Source organism: Arthrobacter sp. NPDC055138 (genome assembly GCF_053607305.1).
This window is the reverse complement of the sequence record NZ_JBSGTH010000011.1, coordinates 1-1590: the sequence shown is the minus strand read 5'-3', so window position 1 is coordinate 1590 and position 1590 is coordinate 1. Positions and strand designations below refer to the sequence as shown.

Annotated in this window: 1 protein-coding gene; it reads right to left on the bottom strand. The window is 63.6% G+C overall.

Features of this window, described 5'->3' with window-relative positions:
- On the bottom strand, positions 1 to 197 hold a 197-nt coding region (locus ACWF5H_RS18220), incomplete at its 3' end, for a hypothetical protein (protein ID WP_452038618.1).
- Positions 198 to 1590 lie beyond the last annotated feature (1393 nt).

Sequence of the window (1590 nt, the reverse complement as noted above, 5' to 3'; positions counted from 1 at the left end):
CCATCGCTCCGGAGCAACTTTTCTAACTTACCCGGTTCCCGCAGCCTTTGCAAATCGCCGTTCCCGGCGGATTCAGCCTGCGAATCCCGGCCCCCAAACCACTCCAGCAGGCGCGAAAAACGCACCAGATCCTGGCGTATTTTGAAGGGGATTGGCCGCTGTTTTCCCTGCTTCAGCAGCAGCGACTCAGAAAACAATACACCCCTCCCCGCCTCCGGGCAAATCGCCCACCCAACCCGCCCCAACACACCCGCCGACCAGCCGGACACCACCCCATAAACCCCGCCACCACGCGGATATCGCACCCCCAACACCACCCCGCACAACCACCCGACACCCCCGCCGGCCCCCACCCACCACACTGTGCACCCGCTCACAAAACAGGGGGCTCCCCGACATGGGCTTCTATCTCCAAAGATCAAGTCGAACCGAGCTGGACGGATCTTGCGGAAGTGGCTCGGGCCGCAGAAGGCCGCCCGGTCCTGAATAGCTGGACGGATACGCTCCGGCCACGTGGTGGTCGATCACATACGCGGGCTACATGCAGATAGGCATTTGCGTGATCCCGTGCCCGAACACACCGGGACGTGGAGCGGTTGGCCCCTGATGGATGGGCGTGATCTAACCTCGCGCAGTGTCGGCGCAGCGGCATGCGGGAACGGCCGGCGATATCCCATCGAATGACAAACCATAGGCCGGCATTAGGTCAGCTGGATCCGTGGACGTGCCCCAACCGGATTGGGACATGGGGCTAACACCGTAACTGACGTTGGGCCAGTAACACCCTGGATGACCCCAAAGCCGGCGGGCGCCGCACCGCTCGAGGATACGAGAGTGGGATGCGCTACTCATGCCGGGGACAATGCGCGGGTGTTGCTGCACCAGGTGGACTGCCGTCTTGCAGACGAGAGAACCGACTACCTTCGGATACGTTTCGGTCGGCCCTTCGTTTTGGGCCCTGAGGCAACAGCACGATCCGTGCCAGAGCACCTCCGCGCACTTCATGAGCCGCCGCACAGCTTACCGGGCGTCAGGCTCGAAGCCTCGCCGCCGGCCGGGCAACGTTCACCTGAGCATGAACGTTGCCCATGAGGTCGTCGGCTTCTCCTGGGTGCAGAGAACTGCCTGGGCAGCAAAAGCCCACGGCGGGAGCTCATGGAGCTCGACGTGGTCATCAAGATCTTGTGAGAACGACCGAGTGCCTCAACCTGCGATGGAGTCAGGCATAGCCAGCCGCAATCGACAGCAGCAAGAAAAGGACGAGACTTCCCCATTGGCCGCACCGCGAGGCGCGGAACGTGGATGCTCCGCTGCCCTGCCGGAACCAAAGTGAAGCCTGTGCAGATTGGCACCAGTGCGCCGGCATGGACTGCAGCGGCCGGTGCCGGGACCACTCCACGACATATCAGGCGGGGCCGGAGCCAGGGACGCGCCCCTCCAGTCGGGCTTATGGCCGGACCCCGCAGGGTCAGCGGCAGCTTCGTCCCGGCAATCGTGGCTGGGGTGGTTTGGGGGTTAACGAAGGGAAGGCCCCGCCGTCGTTGGCGGGGCCTTCCCTTGTAAAGAATGTCCGGCGGTGACCTACTCTCC